This window comes from Pseudomonas bananamidigenes, assembly GCF_001679645.1.
Taxonomy (GTDB): domain Bacteria; phylum Pseudomonadota; class Gammaproteobacteria; order Pseudomonadales; family Pseudomonadaceae; genus Aquipseudomonas; species Aquipseudomonas bananamidigenes.
Genome location: NZ_LRUN01000019.1, coordinates 25568 through 40551, shown reverse-complemented (window position 1 = coordinate 40551; position 14984 = coordinate 25568). Strand labels below are relative to the sequence as shown.

The following is a 14984-nucleotide window of genomic DNA, read 5'->3' as shown; positions in this document are numbered from 1 at the left end:
GTCTAAGACCAAAGTAGAACTTTACTTGACCGGAACATATCCGGGCGGTTCGAAGTGGAACGCAAGCGCGAACAACATCGCCAGAATGTCTGTAGACGACAGCAGCCTTCCCCGAAACGGATCGCCCGGCACCGGCAGGTGGTGTGCCATGGAACGAGCCTTTATCCTTGCCCTCCCGCCGTACCGTGTTCTGGAGTTGTGCCATGCCCCATGAAGGCAACCTGTTACAAGCCGCTGTCGTGTTTCTGTTCGCAGCCGTACTCACCGTGCCGTTGGCCAAACGCCTGCAATTGGGCGCGGTGCTCGGCTATCTGTTTGCCGGCGTGATCATCGGCCCGTCGGTGCTGGGCCTGATCGGCAATCCGCAAAGCGTCAGCCACATCTCGGAGCTGGGCGTGGTGCTGTTGCTGTTCATCATCGGCCTGGAGCTGTCGCCGCGACGCTTGTGGGTGATGCGCAAATCGGTGTTCGGCGTCGGTCTGGCGCAGGTGTTGTTGACCGGATCGGTGATTGGCGTTCTGGCGCTGTCGGTGTTCGGCCAGCCGCTGAACAGCGCGATTGTGCTCGGCCTCGGGCTCGCCCTGTCGTCCACCGCGTTCGGCCTGCAGAGCCTGGCGGAACGCAAGGAGCTGACCAGCCCCCACGGGCGCCTGGCCTTCGCCATTTTGCTGTTTCAGGACATCGCCGCGATCCCGTTGATTGCTCTGGTACCGATGCTGGCGGGTGTCGAGCACCACACCAGCACGGCCGACGACGTGCGCCACAGCTTGCAAGTCCTGGGCAGTATCGCCGTGGTGGTGATCGGCGGACGTTATCTGCTGCGTCCGGTGTTTCGCATCGTCGCGAAAACCGGTCTGCCGGAAGTCTCCACCGCCACCGCATTGCTGGTGGTGATCGGCACTGCGTGGATGATGGACATGGTCGGCGTGTCGATGGCACTGGGGGCGTTTCTCGCCGGGCTGCTGCTGGCGGACTCGGAATATCGTCATGAACTGGAAGCGCAGATCGAACCGTTCAAGGGTCTGCTGCTCGGACTGTTTTTCATCAGCGTCGGCATGGGCGCCAACCTCGGCCTGCTGCTCAGCGCGCCCGCCACGGTGCTGGCCCTGACGCTGCTGCTGATTGCCTTGAAGCTGCCGTTACTGTTTGTGGTCGGGCGTCTGGCCGGCGGGTTGAACAAGGTCAGCGCGATTCGCCTCGGCATTGTGCTGGCGGCGGGCGGTGAATTTGCCTTCGTGGTGTTCAAGATAGGTCGTGATCAAGGGCTTTTCGAACCACGCCTGTATGACTTGCTGGTGTTGACCATCACGCTGTCGATGGCGGTGACGCCGTTGCTGCTGTTGATCTGCGCACGACTGGTCAGCCCGAAGGTGCAGCCGGTGGAAGTGCCGGAGAAGTTCCGCCAGATCGACACCGAAACCCCACGCGTGGTGATCGCCGGCATGGGCCGGATGGGCCAGATCGTGGCGCGGATCCTGCGGGCGCAGAACATCAAGTTCGTGGCGCTGGACACTTCGGTGGAAACCATCGAACTGTCACGCAGCTTTGGCGGCGTGCCGGTGTTCTACGGCGACCCGATGCGCCCGGAAATCCTCAGCGCGGCCAAGGTCGGCGAAGCGGAATATTTCGTGATTGCCACGGACGATCCGGAGACCAACATCAAGACCGCCGAGATCGTGCGCAAGCTCTACCCGCACATGAAAATCATCGCCCGGGCGCGTAACCGGCAGCACGTTCATCGTCTGGTGGATGTCGGCGCCGATCCGATCCGGGAGACCTATTACTCCAGTCTGGAAATGAGTCGTCGCACCTTGATCGGCCTCGGCCTGACCCAGGCCCAGGCCGATGCGCGGATCAAGCGCTTCAAGCACCACGACGAACAGGTGCTCGAAGCTCAACACGCGGTGTACGACGACGCCGCCAAAGTCCTGCAGACCGCGCAGGAAGCGCGGGCGGAACTGGCCAGATTGTTCGAGTCGGATCAACTGGAAGAACAATCCGGCAAGTCCTGAGTCCACACACTGCGCGCACCCTGATCGTTCCCACGCTCTGCGTGGGAATGCCTCAAGGGACGCTCCGCGTTCCAGCTCGGGAAGGGACGCGGAGCGTCCCGGGCTGCATTCCCACGCGGACGGTTCGACGCCTCGACGTGGGAACGATCACAGCCAGCAGGCTCAGGCCATCTCCAGCGTCCGCTCCTCCTTCGCGGGCGCCACCACAAACCGGTCCGCCAGAAACGGCGTGATGTCCAGTGGCAGCGGTTCATCGTTGACCAGTTTGTCCAGCAACACCCCGGTGATCGCCGATGTCAGCACCCCGGTGCGGAAGTGCCCGCAGGCGTTGAGGTAACCCTCCACTCCGGCCATCGGTCCGAGAATCGGCAACTCATCCGGCGAACCCGGCCGCAGCCCGGCCCAGGTGCGCTTGAGGTTGATGTCCGCCAGCTCCGGCAGGCAACGCACCGCACCCTGCACCAGACCGGCGATTTCCGGCCAGGTGGTGGTGACGTCGAAACCTTTGTCCTCGGTGGTGCTGCCGATCAGGATCTCACCGTTGTCCTTTTGCGCCATGTAGCAATCGCTGGTGGTCAGGCAACCGTTGAGGATTTTCGGCAGGCGCTCGGTAAGCAGGATCTGGCCTTTCACCGGTTTCACCGGAATGCGCACGCCGGTGGCCCACTCACTCAAGTCCGCCGCCCATGCCCCGGCGGCGTTGATCAGGGTCTTGCAGTGGAACACTCCGGCCTCGGTGGTTTGTACACCGGTCACTCGCGAGCCGTGGTGCAGCACGCCGGTGATGTTGGTGTTGACGTACATGTCCACGCCATTTTGCCGGGCGCCTTCGGCGTAGGCGTCGGCGAGGCGGAACGGGCTGACCTGGTGATCGCAGAGGAACTCCAGTGCGCCGCGTGCCTCATGGCTGACGCTTGGCTCCGACTCGCGCAACGCCGCCTGATCGAGCCAGCGCACCTGATCGGCCAGGTGCGGAATGCAGCCGACGATGTGTTCGGCGTACAACCGGTCTTCGTCGTCATAAATGACGAATTTGAGCCCGGTCCTTTCGAACTTGAAGTCCATCCCGTGGTTGTCTTTCAGTTCACGGTGCAGCGCCGGGTAGAGCGCGTTGGACTGCAAGGCGAAATCGAAGAACGACGGCGGCAGGATGTGCGGCGTGCTGGAATCCACCGCCACCGCCGCGCCCTGGGTCTGACGCTTGCGGTTGGCCGACATCATGCGGAAGAAAATCACCCCGCAGCCCAGGCCGACGGACTCGCCGATCGCCCACAGGCCACCGGCCGAGGCACGGGTGGCGTTACCCGGGCGTTTGGCGTCGATCATCGCGACCTTGAGGTGTTTGCGCTTGGACAACTGATAGGCGATGGACGCGCCGATCACACCGCCGCCGGCGATGACCACGTCATAGAACTTACTCATGGGAAACGGCCTCCGTGCCGAGGGACTGGAACGCGGAAAAGGGAATCGGATCGATCGGGAAACGCGGCCGCAGCCAGCCCACATCCTTGCGCCCGGTGGCCTGACGCAAGCGGTCACTGCAATAGCCGACGCACATCCGCCCCTGACAGTCGCCCATGCTCACGCGGGTGCGCATTTTCAGGCTGGCGATGTCCTGCACGCCCTGCTCCAGTGCGCGATCAATGTCGGCGCGGGTCGCATGTTCGCAGCGACAGATCACCGTGTCGGCCGCCGGCAATGCAATCTGCCCCACGCCGCGTTCGGTGTAGCGATCCACCGCCGCACGGAAACGCGCGATGGCCTTGAGCTTGCTCAGGTAACGGTCGCGACGCACACGCGCCAGTTCTTCTTCAAGCACGCCACGTTGCAGCAGGATCGAGGTGGCGGCGATCTTGCCGGCAAGCATCGCGGCTTCACCGCCGCGAATCCCGCCCATGTCGCCGGCCAGATGCACATGAGGTTCGCTGCTCTGCTGCCAGATGTTGGCGTTGGCGCGCAGATAGCCGTCGTCGCTGAAGCCGTGATCCAGGCCCATTTGCTGGCTCAACTGGGTTCGCGGAATAAAGCCGTAGCCCACCGCCAGTGTCTTCGCTTCGAAGCGCTCGACGCGGCTCAGATCCGGCTCCCATGTCGCCGAGTACGGCGCCACGCTGACGCTTTTCAGTTCGTCTTCGCCGTGTGCCTCGACCACGCCCCAGCCGTAGTGCATCGGGATGCCATGCAACTTCAGGTAAGCCAGCATGCTCAAGCCGTCGAGGAACAGTTGCGGCTTGTTCAGCAACGCGAGGCTTTCCTTGGCAATCTTGCCGAATGCACAGGCCTCGTAGACACCGACCACGCTCACGCCCGATGCGTGCAGTTGGGTCGCCACCAGCGGCAGCAGCGGGCCGGTGCCGGCGATGACCACCGGCCCCTGCGGCTTGACCACCCCGCTTTTGATCTGCAATTGCAGGCCACCGAGCATGATCACGCCGGGCAACGTCCAGCCGGGAAACGGCACGCTGCGCTCGTGGCAACCGGCGGCCAGCACCAGTTGCGGATAACTGATTTCATGCAGGCGCTCATCGCCATCGAGCACCACCAGCGAACGGGTGCCTTCAGCGCCCACCACCCGGTGATGCAGACGCACGTCGATCAGCCCCGCCTGTTCCTGAAAGTCGCCGTGCAGTTTGCTCAGCGCTTCGGAGTAACGCGGCCCCAGATAATCCAGCTGCACGCCGTCACGCAGCGGCCCGCGATAAACCACGCCGCCAAGGCGCGACGCCTCTTCAAGCAATGTGCTGCGCACACCGTGGCGCGCCAGTTCAATGGCCGCCGCCATGGCCGCCGGCCCACCGCCGACGATGACCGGATGCTGACTCATGGTGCCTCCTGCCCGTGAATGCGGTTGACCCGGGTTTCGACCTGCATGCCTTCGCGCACGACGGTCTGGCAGGCGCGACGTTTGTGCCGGCCGTTGATTTTCACCAGGCAGCACTGGCACACGCCCATGCCGCAATAGGCACCGCTGACCTGGTTGTGATCGTTGCGTGCGACCTGGCGCACACCGAGAGATTGAATGACGCTGAGCACGGTTTCGCCGATGGCGGCGGTGACCGGCTGGCCGTTGATGTGGACAGTCATATCCGCCTGCGTCAAAGGCTGGATATCGAACGTTCTTTCTGGGCAGTGCATTGCGATGATCATCCGTGAAAAGGTTCAGGTGAAGTTGAAACAGCTCCTTGCTGCACTACGACCTCACCGGCACGTGGCGATTGTCTCTCTATCGGGCCGGCGGGTGGGTTCCGCTCGCGCAGCAAAGTGCGCGCAAGCAATGTAGTCGATCCAGCGGCAAGGGCCGGGAAATTTCACGGTAGGGGATATCGCACTGAAGAATATTGATCCAGGCCATGGAAATGACTGTACGGTTCTGTAACGGGTCGTCGAGCGCAAAGCAAAAAGCCGCTTGCACCCGAAGGTGAAAGCGGCCGAGGCACCAGCCTCAGAGGGATCAGTGCACGAACAGAGCGATCAGGATAATGATCGGGATGGGTACGCCGAGGAAAAACAGCAGTAATGAGCGCATGGTGATGCTCCTTGATTAACGGACTGGAGGGACAGTGGTCGTGGTGTAGGTCTCGACTTCGATGTACTCGACGGCATCCCGGCGGCGACCGCCAAAGGTGGCCGACAGGCTGGCGAAGAACGCGCCGGCCAGCAGCGCGATGAACATCCACAACGAGGTCCACGCAGCGACTTTGGCGGCGGTGTCGGCGGCTTGTTGCGCTTTCACTTTGGCGTCGGCAAGGGCCTTTTGCGTACGGGCGTAGATCTCATCGACGCGACGTTCGGCATCGGCCTGGGTCAGGTTTGTCCGTTGCGCCACCAGTTGCGCCAGGTAGCTGCGATCCTCAGGGCTGAGCTGACCGTTGGCCAGGCTCTGGGCAAAGATCCGGGTCACGGTGCCGCGAGCGGCATCATCGCTGACGGCGGCAGGCCGGTCATCACGGAACAGGCTGTCGACGAAGTAGCCGTACTGATCGCTGTCGGTATTGGCGGCAGCGGTGCCGGCGGCCTGGGTCATGGCGCCGGCGGCGCCCCCGGCGACACTCGCACCGGCCTGCACGCCACCGCTGACGAGGCTGCTGACCGAGCCGACCACCAGTGTTGCAGTCACCAGCGTGGCCACGCACCAGGCGAGGAAGCCATGGGCCGTGTCGCGGAAATACACCTCGTCACCGTGCATGTTCGCCCACTTCACCCGCAGGCGACCGGCAATGTAGCCACCGAGTCCGGAAGCGATGATCTGCGTGGCGGCCAGCCAGATGATCGTTGAAATGCCCAGGCCCTTGGCACTGACGCCCTCCCCGGCCCACGGTGAAACAGCGGAGAAACCCAGCCCGAAACCGAGCAGCACCAGAATCATCGACAGCGCCGCAGCGGCTGCGGCCCCGGCGAAGATCGCGCCCCAGGACACTCCCGAGACATTGCTCGACTCGCCTTCGAAGGCAGGATAAAACCCATCAGAGGATCTATTCATTGTTGTTCCGCTCCCGGCATGAAAAATGGTGTAACAACTCGTCATGAGACGAATTGCAGTGACCGTGCCAGTCGTCACTAATAAATAAACTCAATGATTTCAGTGAGTTAAAAAGAATGAACTTCCCTGGGCCGTGCAAATTGCAACTATGGCGCTTTTGCAGCGGGTTTTATGCATTGGCACAAAAAACCGGCCCGGAGCGTTTGTATCGGCTAAAACATGAAAGTTAATTTAAAGCGTTATTGCAAAATCTTGGCAAAATGCTGCCATTCCGTTTGAACCGATCAGCAGGCCCACCATGACTCGTATCCTGACCATCGAAGACGACGCCGTGACCGCGCGGGAAATCGTCGCCGAACTGAGCAGCCACGGCCTTGAAGTGGACTGGGTCGACAATGGCCGCGAAGGCCTCGACCGGGCCGTCAGCGGCCATTACGACCTGATTACCCTCGACCGCATGCTGCCCGAACTCGATGGCCTGGCCATCGTCACCACGTTGCGCACCATGGGGGTGTCCACGCCGATCCTGATGATCAGCGCCCTGTCCGACGTCGACGAACGCGTACGCGGCCTGCGCGCAGGTGGCGACGATTACCTGACCAAACCTTTCGCCACCGACGAGATGGCCGCCCGGGTAGAAGTCTTGCTGCGCCGGCAGAACAACGGCGGTACCCAGCCCACCACTCTGCGTGTGGCGGACCTTGAACTGGATCTGATCAGCCACGAAGCCAGTCGCGCCGACCAGGTGCTGACGCTGCTGCCCACCGAGTACAAACTGCTGGAATTCCTGATGCGCAACAGCGGCCAGATCCTGTCGCGGATGATGATTTTCGAGGAAGTCTGGGGTTATCACTTTGACCCGGGCACCAACCTGATCGACGTGCACATCGGTCGTCTGCGCAAGAAGATCGACCCGCCGGGCAATGTCCCGCTGATCCGCACGGTGCGAGGCTCGGGTTATGTCATTGCCGAACCCGTCTGACGGTTGGCGTTCATCCAGCAGCCGGTTGCTGGCGCTTTACAGTTCATTGTTCGTGGCCTGGAGCGGGATCCTCATGGGGGTCATGTATTTCGAGGTCTCCGGTTACCTCGACAACCTCGCCAAGCATTCGCTGATGCAGCGTCAGCATCTGTTCTCGCACTTTCGTGGTGAGCAACTGGAAGATGCGCTCGCCGCCAGCATGACGTTCGATATTCGCGGCATCGATGCCTACGGCCTGTTCGCCGCCGACCACACCTACCTTGGCGGGGCCTTGCAGCAGATGCCTGCGGGCCTGCCGCTGGACGGCAAGATCCACGAACTGCGCGACTGCTCCGAATCCGACGACCCGACCCTGCCCGCCGACAGTTGCGATGCGGTCGCCACTCCGACCCGCGACGGTCGCTGGCTGGTGCTGGTGCGCGACAACGGCTCGCTGTTCGCCGTGACCCGGATCATTCTGCGCGCACTGCTCTGGGGTGTTTCGCTGACGATCGTGCCCGGGGTCATCGGCTGGCATTTGTTGCGCCGGCGGCCGTTGCGGCGCATCCGCGCGATTCAGGCCAGTGCCCAGTCGATCGTCGCCGGTGACCTGACCCACCGCTTGCCGGTGTCCAATCGCCGCGACGAGCTGGACATGCTCGCCGCCATCGTCAACGCCATGCTCGATCGCATCGAGCGTCTGATGAACGAAGTCAAAGGCGTGTGCGACAACATTGCCCACGATCTGCGCACGCCGTTGACCCGCCTGCGGGCGCAGCTGTACCGCATGCAGCAGCAGGCCGGTGAAGGATCGCCTGAAGCTGCGCAGCTCGACCTGGTGCTGGCCGAAGCCGATACGCTGATGGCGCGGTTTCGGGGTTTGCTGAGGATTTCCGAACTGGAAGACCGCCAGCGGCGTTCGGGCTTCGTCGAACTGGACCCGGTGCGTCTGCTGCAGGAACTGCACGAGTTCTACCTGCCACTGGCCGAGGAAGACCAGCTGCGCTTCGAATTGCACATGCCGCAAACCTTGCCAATGCTCAATGGCGACCGGGCGCTGTTGTTTGAAGCCCTGGCCAACCTGCTGAGCAACTCGATCAAGTTCACCCCGCCCGGAGGTACGGTGATTTTGCGGGGTGTGAATGATGCGGGGCATACGCGGATCGAAGTGCATGATTCCGGGCCGGGCATTCCCGAATCGGAACGGGAAGCGGTGTTCCAGCGTTTCTATCGCGCAGAAGGCGGGCAACCGCAGAGCGGCTTCGGACTCGGGTTGTCGATTGTCGCGGCGATTGTCAGCCTGCACGGTTTCAATCTTGAGGTGGGTCGCAGCGATCTGGGCGGGGCGAAACTGGTACTCGATTGCCGGCAGAGCCTGATTTCACAGACCTGAAAACACCTGCCGAACTTGTGGGAGCGAGCTTGCTCGCGAAGGCGGAGTATCAGTTAACACATCTGTAAACCGATCAACTGCTTTCGCGAGCAAGCTCGCTCCCACAAGGGGTCGTGGTATGCCTGTCAGGTTGGGTAATTGGCGCGCAGCGCCTCGAGGCCACCCTGATAGATGCCGCTGAACAGTGCCACCACTTCCTCATCGCTGACACCTTTGGCCGTGAAGCGTCCCGACCATGTCACCTTCGCCCCCTGCCCTTGGGCTTCGACGCGAAGGGTCGACAGGTAATCGGTGGCCGGAAACGGTGCCTGCAGGATCGAATAGCTGTAGCTCTTGCCGGCGTTATCGAAGCTTTCCAGGCGTTCGATCACCACCCCGCCATCAGCGGTTTGCAGGCTGCGCACGCGCCCGCCTTCGCTCAGTTCACTCCTGGGAATGAACGGCAGCCAGTCCGGCAGGGAATTGAACCCGCCAATCAATTGCCAGACCTGATCGGCCGAAGCCGGGATGTCGATGGATACCGATGTTGTTGCCATAAATAAATGTCTCTCTCAAAAATTCAGATTGCCAGGCTGTCGACCACGCCGCCGTCGACGCGCAACGCAGCGCCGGTGGTGGCCGAAGACAGCGGTGAAGCGATGTAGGTGACCAGGTGCGCGACCTCTTCGACATCGGCCACGCGCTGGATGATCGAGCTCGGACGTGCCCGGCGCACAAACGCGTCGGCCTCGTCCCGCAGGCTGCGACCGGATTCGGCAGCGGCGTCCTTGAGCATCTCTTCGACGCCGTCGGTGAAGGTCGGCCCGGGCAGGATCGCATTGACCGTAACCCCGGTGCCGGCCAGCCGTTTGGCCAGGCCGTGGGACACTGCCAGGTTGGCGCTTTTGGTCACGCCGTAGTTGATCATGTCGGCCGGAGTCGCCACGCCGGATTCCGAAGACAGGAAAATCACCCGGCCCCAGCCCTGCTCGACCATCGCCGGCACGTAATGCCGCGACAGGCGCACGCCGGAGATCACGTTGATTTCATAGAAGCGCGTCCACTCATCGTCCGGCGCGTCGAAGAAATCCACGGCGTTGTAGATCCCGAGGTTGTTCACCAGAATGTCGGCTTTCGGTTCGGCGGCGAACAGTTTCTGCGCGCCTTCAGCCGTGCCCAGATCCGCCGTCAGACCACGCAGTTGCGCACCCGGCACTTTATCCCGGATGCTCGCCAGCGCCTGGTCGACCTTGGCCGAGTCTCGGCCGATCACCACTACCGTGGCGCCCGCCTCGGCCAGCGACTGGCTGATGCCCAAACCGATGCCCGCCGTGCTGCCGCTGACAATCGCCAGTTTCCCGCTCAGATCGATCTTCATGCTTTCACCTCGTCGATAGGTAATGGTGCACGTTCGGACACCAGTTTCGCGTCACGCATGGCCTGCCAGAAACCGGCAGGAATCACCGCCGACAACGCCGCCACATCCTCGGCAATTCGCCCCGGCTTGCTCGCACCGGGAATCACTGCGGCCACCGCCGGATTGGCCAGGGAGAATTGCAGCGCCGCCGCTTTCACATCCACACCATGGGCCGCCGCGATGCGCTTGATCTGCTCGACCTTCGCGATGATGTACGGGCTGGCTTTCTGGTATTCGAAGTGCGCGCCACCGGCGAGGATCCCCGAGCTGTAAGGGCCGCCGACGACAATCTCGACGTCTTGCGCCCGCGCCGAATCCATCAACCGTTGCAGGGCCCGTTCGTGGTCGAGAAGAGTGTAGCGGCCCGCCAGCAGAAAGCCGTCAGGCTGCGCCTCGGTCAGATCAAGGGTCAGTTCGCAGGGTTCGACTTTGTTCACCCCAAGACCCCAGCCCTTGATCACGCCTTCCTCGCGCAGGCGGGTCAAGACCTTGAAGGCACCGGTGCGGGCCTGATTGAAGTAGTCCAGCCACTGATCACCGTAGAAGTCCTGGGCGATGTCGTGGACCCAGACGATGTCCAGGCGATCGGTATTCAGGCGTTCGAGGCTGTCCTCGATCGAGCGCAGCGTGGCGTCGGCGCTGTAGTCGTTGACGATCTTGTTCGGGCGGCCATGCTCGAAGACTCCGCTCTTCTCGCCCAGATCCCGGGCCGCGGCGTCTTCGACTTCATCGAGAATTACCCGGCCGACCTTGGTGCTCAGTACATAGTCATCGCGCTTGTAGCGGGACAGTGCTTCGCCCAGGCGGATTTCCGAAAGGCCCGAGCCGTAGAACGGTGCGGTGTCGAAGTAACGAACACCGGCCTCCCAGGCGGCGTGTACGGTGGCCTGGGCTTCCTCTTCAGGAATGGCGCGGAACATGTTGCCCAGTGGCGCGGTGCCGAAGCCCAGTTGGCCAGGCAGTTTGTCTTTCAAGCTCATGGAGATTTCCTCGTAACGTCTGGGTCGTGATTGACCGTTGGGCAGATTCTGGATTGCGGCACTAAGACCGTCCAAGACATAATTCGCAAAACTTGAGTCCCTTAAGGTCTGAAATGATCGATTTCCGCCAATTGCGCTACTTCGTGGTCGTCGCCGAAGAAGAACACGTCGCCGCGCGGCCGAGCGCCTGCACATTTCCCAGTCACCTCTGAGCCGGCAGATCGCCCAGCTCGAAGAACGCCTTGGTTTGACCCTGTTCGAACGCAGCCAGCAACGTATCCGCCTGACCCGCGACGGTCAGACGTTCCTCGCCGAAACCCGCGCCCTGCTGACCCACGCCAATCGCCTGGAATCCCTCGGCAAACGTCTGGGCCGTGGCGAAGAAGGTGGGTTGTGCATCGGCTACATCGAAAACGCCATGCACGCCGGGGTGCTGCCCAACGCTCTGCGCGTGTTGCGGGTGGACCGGCCGAACGTGCATGTCGCGCTGTACAACCTGAACTCCGCCGAACAGCTCGAAGGCCTGCGTCAGCGCAGTCTCGATATCGCGCTGGTCAGTGAACCGCCGGCCGTGGATGATCCGGATCTGCTGGGTTTTCAGGTATTGGACGACCCGATGCTGCTGGCGCTGCCGGAACAGCATCCGCTGGCCGCACTGTCAGCGCTGACCCCGGAAGATCTGGCCTCACAGGAATGGATCGGCGTGCAACCGCGCCAGGATGCCTGCGACGACTTTCTGAGCGCCTGCCTGCGCGCCGGTTTCACACCGGATGTGCGGATGCAGGCGACCGAGCCGTTCACCGCGCTGGGGCTGGTCGCTTCGGGGCTGGGCATTGCGATGATCCAGAAAGGCCTGAGCCACAACGCCCCGCCGGGCGTGGTGCTGCGGGAAGTACCGTGGCTGGCGTTTACCACGCCGTTGTGGGCGGCGTGGCACCGGATCAATTTGCGACCGTTGGTGGAGACGTTCAGGACGATGCTGACGGGCTAGGACATCTCGGGCGCCAGATAATCCGCTGGCCCCTCATCGGAACGCCGCCCGCCTAACCCTCTCCCCCGAGGGAGAGGGGACTGATCGGGGGATATTGACGTGATACAGCGACCTGAAAAATCTGGTGTTAATCCATGATCAGGTTGATCCGGCGCTGACGGTTTGTCCGGTCTACAGTGAATTTTTCCATCCCACTTCACAAGGACGTGAAGCATGCAAAATCGCCCCACCCTCGACCAACGCCGATTCGCCCTCCGCTTACGCGCCGGCCAGACCGATTGCGAGCAGATGCTTTGGCAAAGGCTGCGTGCACGCCAGATAGCGGGGCTGAAATTTCGTCGGCAGGTACCAATTCCGCCGTTTGTGCTGGATTTTTATTGTGTGGAGTTGAGGTTGGCGGTGGAGCTGGATGGGGGGCAGCATTATGAGGAGGCGGGAGAGGTTCATGATCGGCGGCGGACGCTCTATCTTCAGCGGCTTGGGATTGAGGTGGTGCGGTTCAGTAATCTTGATGTGATTCAGCAGATGGGGGATGTGTTGGAGCAGATTGTCAGGATCGCGGAGGATCTGAGATCGCAGTCCTGATCCAGAAAGCGCCCTCACCCTAACCCTCTCCCAGAGGGAGAGGGAACTGATTGGGGGATATTGCCGTAATACATCGACCTGAAAGATCTGCAATGAATCCATAATCGACTCGTTTTTTCAGGTCGATACATCCCTCAAGACACCTCGGTCGGCTCCCTCTCCCACCGGGAGAGGGAACTGATTGGGGGGATATTGCCGTAATACATCGACCTGACAGATCTGCAGTGAAGCCATAATCGACTCGTTTTTTCAGGTCGATGCATCCCTCAAGACACCTCGGTCGGCTCCCTCTCCCACCGGGAGAGGGCTGGGGTGAGGGGCTTTTGAAGTTCAACGCCAGCACTGAATCAAGCCCCCAACCGCGCCCATCCCGCCACCAACTGCGCACTGACACTCACCCCGCCACACACCACAATCACCACATCCCGAGCCCCAGCCAACGCCGGATGATCCAGATAAGCCACCGCCAGCGAGACCCCACACGCCGGCTCCACCAGTTGCCGCAAGTCACTGGCATAACGCACTACCCCCGTGATCGCGTCGTCATCGGACAGCACCAGGCATTGGTGATCGAACTCGCCAATGTGTTGCACGGGCCATTGCGCCACTTGCGCAGCGCCCAGGGAGGTGGCAACCGTGTCGATCTTGCTCAGGCGCACCGGATGCCCGGCCTCGACGGCGGCGGCAAACGAGGCGGCGCCACGGGTTTCGCAGGCGATGATCCGGCAGTCGTGTCGATCATGACGGAGCAGCCCCGTGAGCAGTCCTGCGAGCAATCCCCCGCCCCCGACCGAGGTGACCACAGTGTCGACCTGTGGGCAGTCTTCGAGAATTTCATCGATCATCGTGCTGTGCCCTTGCCACAACACCGGGTGGTCGAAGGCCGGGACGTATTCGGTGTCAGCCGAACTGGCCAGTTCCCGCGCCCGCTGATTGGCTTCGTCCCAGACCTTGCCATGAACGATGACTTCGGCACCGGTGCGGCGGATGCGTGCGCGGGTCGCTTCCGGGGTGGTGTGCGGCACCACGATGCAGGCTTGCAGGCCCAGACTGGCCGCCGCCACTGCCGTGGCGAGACCGGCATTGCCGCCGGACGGACAGACCACTTTGCGTTTGCCCTGCGCCGCCGCCTGACTGCACAACAACCCCATGCCCCGCAGCTTGAAGGAGCCGCTGGGTTGCAGGTTTTCCAGTTTCAACCAGATACGCCGGGAGCTGGTCGACAGGGTCGGATGGAGGATCAACGGCGTGCGGATGTGCAGCATGGCGGGCTCCTGATGACGCCACGTCCGGGCGACCGCTGCGTCGGAGCGTGGACAGGTGAAAGCGAAACGTCCCTGTCTGAAGCTTAGTTCACCTCGCCCACCCAACGCTGAACGCCGGGGATCGTGCCCGGATCTACACTGAACGGAACAGCCGTGAGGTGCCTATGAAAATGTCAGCGCAAATGACTGTCGTCGCGGTGATCGCCACCCTCGCCTATCTGGGTCTGGCGATGTGGGGCATCGGCGGCGTGGCGGTATTCTTTTCCCACGGAGCACTGGTGGTCGTGGCGCTGGCGACGCTGGTGATGGTGGTGGCGTCATTGTTCAGCGAGGTGAACCTGAGTTCGGGAGAACGCGAAGACCGGGCCAATCGCTGGGTGATTCCGGCGTTCGGCGTGATCGGTCTGGTCAGTGCCTTTCTGCCGGCTTACTGCGATCGCATCGAATTCTGGACCCTCGGTCGCGAAGGCATTCGATGGCTGGGGGCCTTGCTGTTCATTGTCGGCGGCGCATTGCGGCTGTGGCCGGTGTTTGTACTGGGCCGCCGTTTCAGCGGTCTGGTGGCGATTCAACCGGGGCATCGCCTGGTGACTGACGGCATTTATACCCGTCTGCGCAACCCCAGCTATCTGGGGCTGATTGTCAACGCGCTGGGCTGGGCCCTGGCATTTCGTTCGGTGGTCGGAATCCTGCTGGCGGCGCTGACGCTGATCCCGCTGATTGCCCGGATTCACTCGGAAGAAGCGCTGCTGCGCACCCAGTTCGGCGCCGAATACGACGCCTATTGCGCACGCAGCTGGCGGTTGTTGCCGGGCGTTTACTGATCGCGAATTCAATGCAGGTCCCCTGTGGGAGCGAGCTTGCTCGCGATAGGGTCATGTCAGTCAATGAAGAAGGTGACTGATAAACCGCTATCGCGAG

Annotated in this window: 14 protein-coding genes and 1 pseudogene; 6 read left to right on the top strand and 9 right to left on the bottom strand. The window is 62.2% G+C overall.

Going from position 1 to position 14984, the window contains the following annotated elements:
* Nucleotides 1-21 precede the first annotated feature (21 nt).
* Complete coding sequence (locus tag BBF94_RS28230) at nucleotides 22-150, bottom strand: hypothetical protein (protein WP_263970147.1); 129 nt, start codon at nucleotides 148-150, stop codon at nucleotides 22-24.
* A gap of 53 nt (nucleotides 151-203) precedes the next feature.
* Between BBF94_RS28230 and BBF94_RS07510 the strand changes: the two genes are divergently transcribed.
* Complete coding sequence (locus BBF94_RS07510) at nucleotides 204-2012, top strand: monovalent cation:proton antiporter-2 (CPA2) family protein (protein ID WP_065258411.1); 1809 nt, start codon at nucleotides 204-206, stop codon at nucleotides 2010-2012.
* A 162-nt stretch (nucleotides 2013-2174) separates the two neighbouring features.
* Here the strand turns inward: BBF94_RS07510 and hcnC are convergent, their stop codons facing one another.
* The 4 genes from hcnC to BBF94_RS07490 form a co-directional block, all read right to left on the bottom strand.
* Nucleotides 2175-3434 carry a cyanide-forming glycine dehydrogenase subunit HcnC gene (gene hcnC, locus BBF94_RS07505; RefSeq protein ID WP_065258410.1) on the bottom strand — a complete coding sequence of 420 codons (1260 nt, stop codon included), beginning with the start codon at nucleotides 3432-3434 and terminating at the stop codon, nucleotides 2175-2177.
* Nucleotides 3427-4836 (bottom strand): cyanide-forming glycine dehydrogenase subunit HcnB, encoded by a 1410-nt coding sequence (gene hcnB, locus BBF94_RS07500; protein WP_065258409.1) that lies wholly within the window; start codon nucleotides 4834-4836, stop codon nucleotides 3427-3429. Before hcnB ends, hcnC begins: the two co-directional genes overlap by 8 nt.
* Entirely contained in the window at nucleotides 4833-5147 is a 315-nt protein-coding gene (locus BBF94_RS07495; RefSeq protein ID WP_065258439.1) for a (2Fe-2S)-binding protein, read from the bottom strand. The genes hcnB and BBF94_RS07495 overlap by 4 nt, the downstream gene beginning before the upstream one ends.
* A gap of 406 nt (nucleotides 5148-5553) precedes the next feature.
* The gene (locus BBF94_RS07490) at nucleotides 5554-6492 is read right to left on the bottom strand and encodes a hypothetical protein (protein WP_065258408.1); all 939 of its coding nucleotides are present in this window, start codon (nucleotides 6490-6492) and stop codon (nucleotides 5554-5556) included.
* A gap of 298 nt (nucleotides 6493-6790) precedes the next feature.
* Here BBF94_RS07490 and BBF94_RS07485 point away from each other — a divergent pair, with 298 nt between their 5' ends.
* Nucleotides 6791-7474, top strand: a complete 684-nt coding sequence (locus tag BBF94_RS07485) for a response regulator transcription factor (RefSeq protein WP_065258407.1) — start codon at nucleotides 6791-6793, stop codon at nucleotides 7472-7474.
* Nucleotides 7452-8846, top strand: a complete 1395-nt coding sequence (locus tag BBF94_RS07480; RefSeq protein WP_065258406.1) for a sensor histidine kinase — start codon at nucleotides 7452-7454, stop codon at nucleotides 8844-8846. Before BBF94_RS07485 ends, BBF94_RS07480 begins: the two co-directional genes overlap by 23 nt.
* A gap of 125 nt (nucleotides 8847-8971) precedes the next feature.
* Here the strand turns inward: BBF94_RS07480 and BBF94_RS07475 are convergent, their stop codons facing one another.
* From BBF94_RS07475 to BBF94_RS07465, 3 genes are read right to left on the bottom strand one after another with little or no spacing between them, the layout of a single operon-like run.
* Nucleotides 8972-9382 (bottom strand): SRPBCC family protein, encoded by a 411-nt coding sequence (locus BBF94_RS07475; protein ID WP_065258405.1) that lies wholly within the window; start codon nucleotides 9380-9382, stop codon nucleotides 8972-8974.
* Between the two features lie 23 nt (nucleotides 9383-9405).
* Nucleotides 9406-10203: an SDR family NAD(P)-dependent oxidoreductase gene (locus BBF94_RS07470; RefSeq protein WP_065258404.1), complete on the bottom strand. Its 798-nt coding sequence runs from the start codon at nucleotides 10201-10203 to the stop codon at nucleotides 9406-9408.
* Nucleotides 10200-11222, bottom strand: coding sequence for an aldo/keto reductase (locus BBF94_RS07465; RefSeq protein WP_065258403.1), 1023 nt, complete (start codon nucleotides 11220-11222; stop codon nucleotides 10200-10202). The genes BBF94_RS07470 and BBF94_RS07465 overlap by 4 nt, the downstream gene beginning before the upstream one ends.
* 113 nt (nucleotides 11223-11335) lie before the next feature.
* On the opposite strand from BBF94_RS07465, the pseudogene BBF94_RS07460 reads away from it, so the two are divergent.
* Nucleotides 11336-12213 (top strand): annotated as a pseudogene (locus BBF94_RS07460) (LysR substrate-binding domain-containing protein).
* A gap of 213 nt (nucleotides 12214-12426) precedes the next feature.
* Entirely contained in the window at nucleotides 12427-12798 is a 372-nt protein-coding gene (locus BBF94_RS07455) for an endonuclease domain-containing protein (protein ID WP_065258402.1), read from the top strand.
* 347 nt (nucleotides 12799-13145) lie between these two features.
* Here BBF94_RS07455 and BBF94_RS07450 read toward each other — a convergent pair whose 3' ends face one another.
* Complete coding sequence (locus tag BBF94_RS07450; RefSeq protein ID WP_065258401.1) at nucleotides 13146-14063, bottom strand: pyridoxal-phosphate dependent enzyme; 918 nt, start codon at nucleotides 14061-14063, stop codon at nucleotides 13146-13148.
* 164 nt (nucleotides 14064-14227) lie between these two features.
* Here BBF94_RS07450 and BBF94_RS07445 point away from each other — a divergent pair, with 164 nt between their 5' ends.
* Nucleotides 14228-14887, top strand: a complete 660-nt coding sequence (locus tag BBF94_RS07445; RefSeq protein WP_065258400.1) for a methyltransferase family protein — start codon at nucleotides 14228-14230, stop codon at nucleotides 14885-14887.
* Nucleotides 14888-14984 lie beyond the last annotated feature (97 nt).

Coding starts and splice junctions, on each gene's coding strand:
- BBF94_RS28230 (WP_263970147.1), bottom strand. CDS start 150: ATGGCACACCACCTGCCGGTGCCGGGCGATCCGTTTCGGGGAAGGCTG.
- BBF94_RS07510 (WP_065258411.1), top strand. CDS start 204: ATGCCCCATGAAGGCAACCTGTTACAAGCCGCTGTCGTGTTTCTGTTC.
- hcnC (WP_065258410.1), bottom strand. CDS start 3,434: ATGAGTAAGTTCTATGACGTGGTCATCGCCGGCGGCGGTGTGATCGGC.
- hcnB (WP_065258409.1), bottom strand. CDS start 4,836: ATGAGTCAGCATCCGGTCATCGTCGGCGGTGGGCCGGCGGCCATGGCG.
- BBF94_RS07495 (WP_065258439.1), bottom strand. CDS start 5,147: ATGCACTGCCCAGAAAGAACGTTCGATATCCAGCCTTTGACGCAGGCG.
- BBF94_RS07490 (WP_065258408.1), bottom strand. CDS start 6,492: ATGAATAGATCCTCTGATGGGTTTTATCCTGCCTTCGAAGGCGAGTCG.
- BBF94_RS07485 (WP_065258407.1), top strand. CDS start 6,791: ATGACTCGTATCCTGACCATCGAAGACGACGCCGTGACCGCGCGGGAA.
- BBF94_RS07480 (WP_065258406.1), top strand. CDS start 7,452: ATGTCATTGCCGAACCCGTCTGACGGTTGGCGTTCATCCAGCAGCCGG.
- BBF94_RS07475 (WP_065258405.1), bottom strand. CDS start 9,382: ATGGCAACAACATCGGTATCCATCGACATCCCGGCTTCGGCCGATCAG.
- BBF94_RS07470 (WP_065258404.1), bottom strand. CDS start 10,203: ATGAAGATCGATCTGAGCGGGAAACTGGCGATTGTCAGCGGCAGCACG.
- BBF94_RS07465 (WP_065258403.1), bottom strand. CDS start 11,222: ATGAGCTTGAAAGACAAACTGCCTGGCCAACTGGGCTTCGGCACCGCG.
- BBF94_RS07455 (WP_065258402.1), top strand. CDS start 12,427: ATGCAAAATCGCCCCACCCTCGACCAACGCCGATTCGCCCTCCGCTTA.
- BBF94_RS07450 (WP_065258401.1), bottom strand. CDS start 14,063: ATGCTGCACATCCGCACGCCGTTGATCCTCCATCCGACCCTGTCGACC.
- BBF94_RS07445 (WP_065258400.1), top strand. CDS start 14,228: ATGAAAATGTCAGCGCAAATGACTGTCGTCGCGGTGATCGCCACCCTC.